This is a genomic window from Pseudoalteromonas aliena (genome assembly GCF_038155085.1).
Taxonomy (GTDB): Bacteria; Pseudomonadota; Gammaproteobacteria; order Enterobacterales; family Alteromonadaceae; genus Pseudoalteromonas; species Pseudoalteromonas aliena_A.
On sequence record NZ_JBAKAU010000050.1, the window covers coordinates 1 to 523 of the forward strand.

The following is a 523-nucleotide window of genomic DNA, read 5'->3' on the forward strand; positions in this document are numbered from 1 at the left end:
CTTTCCTCCTGACTGAAAGTGCTTTACAACCCGAAGGCCTTCTTCACACACGCGGCATGGCTGCATCAGGCTTGCGCCCATTGTGCAATATTCCCCACTGCTGCCTCCCGTAGGAGTCTGGACCGTGTCTCAGTTCCAGTGTGGCTGATCATCCTCTCAAACCAGCTAGGGATCGTTGCCTTGGTGAGCCATTACCTCACCAACTAGCTAATCCCACTTGGGCCAATCTAAAGGCGAGAGCCGAAGCCCCCTTTGGTCCGTAGACATTATGCGGTATTAGCAGTCGTTTCCAACTGTTGTCCCCCACCTCAAGGCATGTTCCCAAGCATTACTCACCCGTCCGCCGCTCGTCATCTTCTAGCAAGCTAGAAATGTTACCGCTCGACTTGCATGTGTTAGGCCTGCCGCCAGCGTTCAATCTGAGCCATGATCAAACTCTTCAATTAAAAAGTTTTATGTCTTTCGACAGCTCAATGAATTCTGAATTTATTTAATATCTTTCGATATTGAATTGACTGTGCTG

General features: G+C 49.3%; 1 rRNA gene. It reads right to left on the reverse strand.

From position 1 onward, the window contains the following. Nucleotides 1-446, reverse strand: a 16S ribosomal RNA gene (locus tag V6260_RS18500); the annotation flags it as partial. Nucleotides 447-523 lie beyond the last annotated feature (77 nt).